The organism is Mycobacterium sp. (assembly GCF_036273375.1).
GTDB lineage: Bacteria > Actinomycetota > Actinomycetes > Mycobacteriales > Mycobacteriaceae > Mycobacterium.
Window position 1 is genome coordinate 1 of the sequence record NZ_DASUHS010000260.1, and the last position, 8,781, is coordinate 8,781.

The 8,781-nt window shown below is 64.9% G+C and carries 9 protein-coding genes, 1 tRNA gene and 1 pseudogene; 7 read left to right on the plus strand and 4 right to left on the minus strand.

Translation table 11 applies throughout. The features are described from left to right. From VFW69_RS23110 to VFW69_RS23120, 3 genes are all read right to left on the minus strand, one after another. Positions 1-891: ABC transporter substrate-binding protein (locus VFW69_RS23110; RefSeq protein WP_526505002.1), on the minus strand; the 891-nt coding region annotated here is incomplete at its 3' end. Further along, a complete protein-coding gene (locus VFW69_RS23115; protein WP_526505004.1) occupies positions 888-1,712 on the minus strand; it encodes a carbohydrate ABC transporter permease in 825 nt (274 codons plus the stop codon). The genes VFW69_RS23110 and VFW69_RS23115, both read right to left, overlap by 4 nt. After that, positions 1,699-2,583 carry a carbohydrate ABC transporter permease gene (locus VFW69_RS23120; RefSeq protein ID WP_526505006.1) on the minus strand — a complete coding sequence of 295 codons (885 nt, stop codon included), beginning with the start codon at positions 2,581-2,583 and terminating at the stop codon, positions 1,699-1,701. Before VFW69_RS23120 ends, VFW69_RS23115 begins: the two co-directional genes overlap by 14 nt. Positions 2,584-2,641: 58 nt before the next feature. Between VFW69_RS23120 and VFW69_RS23125 the strand changes: the two genes are divergently transcribed. The 7 genes and pseudogenes from VFW69_RS23125 to VFW69_RS23155 form a co-directional block, all read left to right on the plus strand. After that, positions 2,642-4,159: a metallopeptidase TldD-related protein gene (locus VFW69_RS23125; protein ID WP_526505008.1), complete on the plus strand. Its 1,518-nt coding sequence runs from the start codon at positions 2,642-2,644 to the stop codon at positions 4,157-4,159. A gap of 102 nt (positions 4,160-4,261) precedes the next feature. Next, the gene (locus VFW69_RS23130; RefSeq protein ID WP_526505010.1) at positions 4,262-5,635 is read left to right on the plus strand and encodes a metallopeptidase TldD-related protein; all 1,374 of its coding nucleotides are present in this window, start codon (positions 4,262-4,264) and stop codon (positions 5,633-5,635) included. Between the two features lie 40 nt (positions 5,636-5,675). Next, positions 5,676-6,533, plus strand: coding sequence for a carboxymuconolactone decarboxylase family protein (locus VFW69_RS23135; RefSeq protein WP_526505012.1), 858 nt, complete (start codon positions 5,676-5,678; stop codon positions 6,531-6,533). Between the two features lie 412 nt (positions 6,534-6,945). Continuing rightward, positions 6,946-7,368: a hypothetical protein gene (locus tag VFW69_RS23140; protein WP_526505014.1), complete on the plus strand. Its 423-nt coding sequence runs from the start codon at positions 6,946-6,948 to the stop codon at positions 7,366-7,368. A gap of 348 nt (positions 7,369-7,716) precedes the next feature. Further along, complete coding sequence (locus VFW69_RS23145) at positions 7,717-8,127, plus strand: hypothetical protein (protein WP_526505016.1); 411 nt, start codon at positions 7,717-7,719, stop codon at positions 8,125-8,127. A 145-nt stretch (positions 8,128-8,272) separates the two neighbouring features. Next, positions 8,273-8,346 (plus strand) — tRNA-Ile (locus VFW69_RS23150). Positions 8,347-8,459: 113 nt separating this feature from the next. Further along, a pseudogene (locus VFW69_RS23155) lies at positions 8,460-8,636 on the plus strand (helix-turn-helix domain-containing protein); the annotation flags it as partial. Positions 8,637-8,666: 30 nt separating this feature from the next. Here the strand turns inward: VFW69_RS23155 and VFW69_RS23160 are convergent. After that, the coding region (locus VFW69_RS23160; protein WP_526505018.1) for a helix-turn-helix domain-containing protein at positions 8,667-8,781 on the minus strand (115 nt) is incomplete at its 5' end.

Genomic DNA, 8,781 nt, shown 5'->3' on the forward strand with positions numbered 1-8,781 from the left:
GTAGGTGCCGGACTGAAACAGCGCCATCCTGCCGGCCAGGAATTGGTTGCGGGAGAAGTCGCCGTTGTCGTTGGTGTCGGCGGCGGGCGGCGCGACGTGGTCGCGGTTGATCAGATCGACCAGATACCGAAAGGCGGTCACGGCAGCGGGGTTGTCGAACGCGAAGGTGTCGCCTCGCTGGAACACGCCGCCGGCCGAACCGATGTAGTTCAGGTAGATGCCCTGGGGGTCGTTGGCCGCGTTGTATGCCCACTGTCGCACTCGTGCTGCGTCGAAACGTGATGTGTCGCCGCGGTTTCCGTCGGCGTCGACGGTGAGGCGGCTCAGCAGGGGACGCAATGTGTCGCCGTCGTTGGGGCCCCACCGCAGGGTGTTCAGCTGCGCGGGATCGACGCCCGCGGCGGCGAGAAGATCGGCGTTGTAGTACAGCGCGATTCCGGCGTCGGTCAGCTGCGGCACGCCCCACAGCGTGCCGTTACGGGTGAATTGCTCGACGACCGGCCGCTCCCAATCCGAGGCGGCCTTGGGCCCCAGCACTTCGCCGATGTTCAGGAGCCGGCCGCTGTCGGCATACGCCGCGAGGTAGGCGTTGGACAGCCAGAAGATGTCGTCGGCGCTGCCGCCGGCCACGTCGGTGCGCAGGGTGTTGAAGTAGGTCGAGTACGCCACCACGTTCAGGTGTACGTCGATGTCGGGATGGGCGCGGCTGAAGGCCTCGAACGATTGTCGATAGGCCGCACCGATCTGATCGCCCCAGATGCGCACCGTGACGACGGTCTTGCCGACATGGGGCTGGCCGGAGTAATCCAGCAGCACCGCCATCGCGGCCAGCAGCACCGCCACCAGGGCAACCGATCCCACGACCAGTGTGGAAAAGCGCGGCCGTCTCACTTGAGTCCCGAGACGACGATCGACGCGACGATGTGGCGTTGGAAGACCACGAACAGCGCGATCAGCGGGGCGATCGCGACCGTGGTCGCCGCCATCACCAACGTCCATTGGGAATTGAACCGCGACTGCAGGTCGGCGGTCGCGACGGTGAGCACGCGCCACTTGTGCCCGCTGGTGATCACCAACGGCCACATGAAGTTATTCCACTGCGAGACGACGGTGATCAACGCCAGCGCGGCCAGCACCGGGCGACTGGACGGGATCACCACGTGCACAATCACGTCCAAGGTTTTCGCGCCGTCCAGGCGGGCGGCGTTGATCAAGTCGTTCGGGATGATCCGAAAGTGCTGGCGTAGCAAGAAGATCGCATACGGGGAACCGAACATGAAGGGCAGCACCAACGCCCAGAACGTGTTGCGCAGACCGAGCTGGGCCATCATGAGATACATCGGCACCACGGTGACCGTTCCCGGCACCATCAGCGTCGCGATGTACACCCAGAACAGCGCATCACGCCCGGGGAATTGCAAGCGCGCGAAGGCATATCCGGCCAGCACCGAAAAGGTCAACTGGCCTACCAGAATCACCGCCGTCACCAAGGCGGTCACCGCCGCCGCGCGGCCGAATCCGGCCCCGCCCAGGTTGGTGAAATTCGAGAGCGTAGGTGGCCGCGGCAGCTGCAACGGGGTACCCGTGACGAATTGGTGCGCCGAGGTGAACGACGTCATCAATCCAAGTGCGAACGGCGCCAACGTGATCAAGGCACCCAGCGACAGCCCGGCATAAAGCGCCGCATTGGTGACCCGACTAGGTGAGGTCATAGCTGATCCTTCGCCGGAAATACAGGTGCTGAACCACTGTGATGCCGATCAGGATCACGAACAGCACTACCGCCATCACCGACGCCCGGCCGATGGCCGCCGAACCGAAAGCCTCGGCGTAGATGCGATGGGCCACCAGGTCGGTGCTGTTGGCCGGTCCGCCGCCGGTGAGCGCGTACACCGTGTCGAAAACCTGTGCGGTGCTCACGATCCCGGTCACCAACACAAAGAAGGTCGTCGGTCGCAGCATGGGCATGGTGATGCGCCAGAACCGCTGCCATGCGGTGGCGCCGTCGGTGCGTGCGGCGGCGTGGATGTCCTCGGGAATGGCCAGCAGGCCCGCCAGAAACGATAGCGCGACATAGCCGACGTTGGTCCACACCACCACGGCCGATACGAGCGGCAGCGCAAAGCTGGGATCCGAGAGCCATTCGATGCTGTGTCCTAGCACAGTGCTCACGACGCCGTCCGTGGGAGCCAGGATCCAGCGCCACAGCACCGCGATGGCCAGCGGCGCGCAAATCCACGGCAGCACAAACAGGGTGCGAAACAGATTGGTGCCGCGAAGCTGGCGGGCCAGCATGGTCGCGGCCAGCAGTCCCAACACGGTCTGCGCCGGCACCACGATCGCCACGAAGATGACCGTGACGATCAGCGAGTTGCCGAACCCGGCGTCGGTCAGGACCGAGCGCCAATTGGACAGGCCAACAAAGTGCAGCGGGCCGAGAAGATCCCATCGGCACAGGCTCAGCCAGAGCACGACCAGGATGGGCAGCAGCAGAAAGGCGAGCACGCCGAACAGGCTGGGCGCCAGCAGCGCGTAGCCCAGCGCGGTGGATCGAGGATGAATCCCGCGTACCGCGCTGGCCATGGGGTAATTAAAGCGGGCGCTGGCGGGGTTTGGGGTGACCGGTCGTTACGGTGGGAGCGTGACACCGAACCGGGGGATCGATGCCGACTTCCTGGACCTGCCGCGCAACGACCTTGCCGAAGCCGCGCTGTCGGCGGCCAAAGCGGCCGGGGCGACGCACGCCGACCTGCGTGTTCATCGCATCATCACTGAGATCATCCAGCTGCGCGACGGCCAGTTGGAGACGGCGGTGATCAATCGTGAGGTGGGCCTGGCGGTGCGAGTGATCGTAAACGGCACCTGGGGATTCGCCTCGCACGCGGAGTTGGTGCCGACGGTGGCCGCGGAGACGGCGCGGCGCGCGGTGCACGTCGCGACCACGCTGGCGACGCTGAGCAGCGAGCGCGTCGAGCTGGCGCCCGAACCGGTCTACGCGGACGCGGCCTGGGTGTCGGCTTACCGAATCGACCCGTTCGACATCTCGACGACCGACAAGATCGCCGTGCTGGAGGACTACTCCGGTCGGCTGCTGGGCGCCGGCGGCATCAACCACGTGTCGGCGGTGCTGACCGCCGTCAAGGAGCAGACGTTCTACGCCGACGCCTTCGGATCCTCGATCACCCAGCAGCGGGTGCGGGTGCTGCCCTCGCTGGAAGCGGTGACCGTCGACCCCGCGGCGGGCAGCTTCGATTCGATGCGGACGCTGGTGCCGCCGATGGGGCGGGGCTGGGAGGCCGTGGCCGGCGACGAGGTGTGGAACTGGACCGACGAGCTGGCGCAGCTGCCGTCATTGCTGGCCGAAAAGATCAAGGCGCCCACAGTTATTCCGGGTCGCAAAGACCTGGTGATCGACCCGAGCAACCTGTGGCTGACGATTCATGAATCGATCGGGCACGCAACCGAATACGACCGCGCGATCGGCTACGAGGCTGCCTACGCCGGCACGTCGTTCGCCACGCCGGACAAGCTGGGCATCATGCGGTATGGGTCGCCGGTGATGAACGTGACCGCCGACCGCACCGTCGAATTCGGCCTGGCCACCATCGGTTACGACGACGAAGGGGTGGCCGCGCAAGGCTGGGATCTGGTGCGCGACGGAATCTTCACCGGCTACCAGCTCGACCGGGTGTTCGCCCAGCGGCTGGGGCAGCCACGCTCCAACGGATGCTCGTATGCCGACTCGCCGCATCATGTGCCGATCCAGCGCATGGCCAATGTGTCGCTGCAGCCCGCACCCGACGACATCAGCACCGACGACTTGATCGGCCGGGTCGAGGACGGGATCTACATCGTCGGCGACAGGTCATGGTCAATCGATATGCAGCGGTACAACTTCCAGTTCACCGGCCAACGCTTCTTCCAAATCCGCGACGGCCGACTGGACGGTCAGTTGCGTGACGTCGCCTATCAGGCCACCACGACCGAGTTCTGGAATTCGATGGAGGCCGTGGGGGGCCGGTCGACATGGCGTCTGGGCGGTGCGTTCAACTGCGGTAAGGCTCAGCCCGGGCAGATCGCGGCGGTCAGCCACGGCTGCCCGTCCGCGTTGTTCCGCGGCGTCAACGTGCTCAACACCCGCACCGAGGGTGGCCGATGATCCGAGCTGGCGACGATGCAGAGCGACGCGATGCTGAGGAGCGGCTTCGATGATCCGCGCTGGCGACGATGCGGAGCGACGCGATGCTGAGGAGCGGCGCCGATGATCACTGCGCAGCATGTCGTCAACATCGTGCTCGATGAGGCGGCCAAGCTCGGCCGTGCCGACGAAACCATGGTGCTGGTCACCGACAAGGTCGAGGCCACGTTGCGTTGGGCGGGCAATTCGATGACCACCAACGGGGTTTCGGTGAGCCGCAGCGTCACGGTGATTTCGGTGGTGCGTCGCGGGTCCAGCGCGCGCATCGGCACGGTCGTGTCCGCTGAGGCCGATCCGCGCGTGCTGCCCGGGCTGGTGGCGGCGTCGCAGGAGGCGGCCGGCGCTGCGCCGGAGGCCGGCGATGCCGCGCCGCTGCTCGCCGATACCGGGATGCCGGTCGATTGGGACGCGCCGGTACCCGGCACCGGACCCTTGGTTTTCTCCGATGTCGCCGACTCGCTGAGCCGTGGGTTTCGCGGCGAGGACCGGCTATACGGCTTTGCCCACCATAGTGTTTCGACAACGTTCCTGGCGTCGTCGACCGGATTGCGCCGACGTTTCACCCTGCCCACCGGTGCGGTGGAGATCAACGCCAAACGCGGCGACGCCAGCGCCTGGGCGGGTGTCGGCACACCCGACTTCGTCGATGTGCCAACCGATTCGCTGCTCGAGCAGCTCTCGACGCGGCTGGGCTGGGCGCAGCGCAGCATCGAGTTACCGGCGGGCCGCTACGAGACGATCATGCCGCCGTCGACGGTGGCCGACATGATGATCTACATGGCCTGGTCGATGGCCGGCCGCGGCGCCCAGGAGGGTAGGACCGCGTTCTCAGCGCCAGGCGGCGGAACCCGAGTGGGGGAGCGGCTCACCGACTTGCCGCTGACGCTCTTCTCCGATCCGATGGCGCCCGGCCTCGCCTGCACGCCCTTCGTCGCGGTCAGCAGTTCCTCGGAGACGGTGTCGGTGTTCGACAACGGCGCGGACATCAATCAAGTGGACTGGATCCGCGATGGGGTGATCAACGCTTTGGCCTATCCCCGGGCCACCGCCGCCAAATACGACGCCGACGTAGCGATTGCCGCCGACAACCTGGTGATGACCGGGGGGACGGCCAGCCAGGATGACATGATCGCGACAACGGAGCGCGGCCTGGTGCTGACCACGCTGTGGTACATCCGCGTCGTCGACCCCACCACACTGTTGTTTACCGGGCTGACCCGCGACGGTGTCTACCTCATCGAGGACGGCACGGTAACCGCCGCGGTAAACAACTTCCGGTTCAACGAGAGCCCGTTGGACCTGCTGCGACGGGCCACCGAGGCCGGCGTCAGTGAAAAGACCCTGCCGCGCGAATGGGGCGATTGGGCCACGCGCGCCGCCATGCCGTCGCTGCGGATACCCGATTTCCACATGTCGTCGGTGAGCCAGGCCCAGTAATTCATTGCCGCCGGGCAACGCGCGTTCTAGCGTGTGACGAATGGCGGCTCCGGTTTCTGTTCGAGAAGACCAGCTCACGCGGTTGGTGTCGTTGTGCCCAGGCGACGGTCGCATCGCGGCGCTGGTTCGACGGGTGTGTGCACAGACCATGTCGCTGCCGCCGTTGCCCGTGAGCGTCGAGGTGGGCGAGCCGGAATCGGAGGCCGAGGCAGCCGTCGCCGATTTCGCCGAACAATTCAGTGCCGACGTCTCGGCGATCACCGCCCAGCAACGGTCGCGGTTGTGGAAGCAGTTAGGGGACCGCACCTTTGGTGTCGTCGTGCAGATGTACATCGCCGACTTCATCCCCCGGGTGCGGGCCGGCCTGGAAGCGCTGGGGGTTGGCTCGCAATACCTGGCCTGGGTGGACGGCCCGATGACGTGGGATCACACCACCGACCCGTCGGATCCGGTGTTCAGCGACTTTTTAATCGCGGTGGCGCGAATGCGTGCGCTCGACCCCGTGACCTCCGAATTGGTCCGGTTGCGCGGGGCGGCGCAGCACAATTGCCGGTTGTGCAACTCGCTACGCGAGGGCGGTGCGCTCGATGCCGGTGGTTCGGAGACGCTGTACGAGGAGATCGATCGCTTCGAGTCGTCGGGTTTGCTCGACGACCGCGCTAAAGCAGCGCTGCGCTATGCCGATGCGTTAATTTGGACCCCTGCGCACCTCGTCGCCGACGATGTCGCCGAGGTGCGCTCCAGGTTCTCCGAGGCCGAGGCCGTGGAGCTCACCTTTGACATCATGCGGAATGCCAGTAATAAAGTCGCCGTGTCATTGGGCGCCGACACGCCGCGCGTCGAGAACGGCACTGAGCGGTACTTGCTCGACGCCGACGGCCAGACGGTATTCAGCTGACGTTTGCGGACGCGAGGTCAGGTGGCGCTGAGCCGTGCAGGTCTTAGCTGTCGGCGCCCTGACGTCAAGCAGCACCCGTTTACAGCGCTTCCGGCACCGCTTGGCGACGGGGCCCGCGGCCCAGGCCTGCGGAGCCGAGGGCACGAAATGTTAACCATTCGTACACTGACGCGCAAGCGTGCGTTTCCGCTGTGTGCGGGGGTCATTCGCTACTTTTAGCCCGTTCGCCGACACTGAAACGACACCGAGAACTGACGGTAGCGAAATGGCAGCGTGGCCCGGGCCGGATGGCCATGGATCGTGCGTAATCGGCCCACGGTCCGGATGGCTTTCCGTGTCGGTGGTTTGCGAAATTTCTAGCTTGGGGTTGCGCCGGAAGCGACTGCGTTCCCGCGCAGAGGGAGGTTCGGAAATGACAAGCACCCGTACACGCTCGCGCGTTCGAGTGTCATCAGTCTGGGCTGCCGGCGTCGCGCTTGGCGCCTCGATGCTCGGCGGCGCCGTGCTGTCAGCTCCACTAGCCTCGGCTACCTGCAATTTGAGTCCGGCCGACGACCAGTACATCAACCTGCTCGCGCAAAACAAGATGGTGCACAACGCGGACTACAGCGATTGCCATGAGGCCGCCGAGGGGCGTTGGTTCGCCGATCAGGTGCGGGCCAACCCCAATCCGTTCGGTGAGGGCCAGGAGCTGGTGAACATGATCACCAACACCACCCCGTTGACTCAGGCCCAGGCGGAGTGGGAGGTCGAGTCGGCCATCTTCGTCTACGCGCCAGACATGATTCCCAAGATCAAAGATCAAGCTGCGAAAGCAAACTGGCCGACTGCGTAGCAAACGGCCTAACGCCACTGTGGCGCAACGGGTTTCGTAATCTCCAACATAAGGGGCCGTGAGGGCTTTGCCCTCCGGCCGCTTTCAGTCGTCGGCATCAGCTAACTCAGACTCGCACGGCGACACCGTCGTTCAACGTCCGTCAACAAGCCGCGCGGCGCTGTCGTTTGAGCTCTGTCTCGTTGCCGCAGTGGACCCGGAGTGTTTCTCGCACAGTAATTTTAGCTAGTTGCTGTTCATGCGTTGTTTGTCGGAATCGTCGTTTGCCGCACTTGTCCCCGGTGTATCCGATCTTTGCTGCGAAGAAAAGCTAGCAAATTAACGATAAGGGGGTCCGAAGAAGTGACAATGACACGATCGCGCGTGCAGGTGCTGACGGTGGGGGCCGCCGGTCTTGCGCTGGGGGCCGCGATGTTCGGTGGTGCTGTGGCGTCAGCGCCGCAGGCATCGGCGGCCTGCAATTTGAGTCCCGCCGACGATCAATACATCAAACTGCTGGCGCAGAACAAAATGGTGCATAACGCGGACTACAGCGATTGCCATGAGGCCGCCGAGGGCCGCTGGTTCGCCGATCAGGTGCGGGCCAACCCCAATCCGTTCGGCGAGGGCCAGGAGCTGATCAACATGATCACCCGCACCACCCCGTTGAGCCAGGCCCAGGCTGAATGGGAGGTCGAGTCGGCGATTTTCGTCTACGCGCCTGACCTGATTCCCAAGATCAAGTCTCAAGCGGGGCAGCCGGGGCCGGCCGCCGCCTGACGTCGAGACATAGACGCGTAGTGCCGGTGGGCGCTCCCGATGTGGGGCGCCCACCGCGCGCATCTGGCCTGATCCGATCGGCTGCGCCGCCCGACGGACACTGACTTCAGCCTTCCGCTACGGTTTCCTACGGAACTACTCCGTCGGGGCGGTAGCTCAGTTGGTTAGAGCCGCGGACTCATAATCCGTTGGTCGCGGGTTCGAGCCCCGCCCGCCCCACTTCAGAGGTGTATGACGTCGGCTGATGCTTGACATTTCTATGTCGGTTGATGGCTGACAGTGTTTCGGCTGATGCTTTACACCTACTTCGGCTGATCCTTGACACTCCCTAGATGAGGGAGTTGAGCGTGGCCGAGCAGCGGTATCAGGCGGTGTTGGCGGTGATCAGCGACGGGTTGTCGATATGCCAGGTCGCTTCGAAAGTAGGAGTGTCGCGGCAGACGCTGCATTCCTGGTTGGTCCGCTATGAGGCCGAAGGCCTCGACGGGCTTAGGGATCCGGAGTCACGCTATGCGGGGAGAAGGTATGCAGGGTTTCGGCTACATCAGACGGCGATGTACCTCGAAAGCCAAACACAGTTCGGCGACATCCTTCGGCCGCGAAAGGGACCGGCCGGTGTGCTTCTCGATCCGGCGCAAGCGATGGCGCACAGTG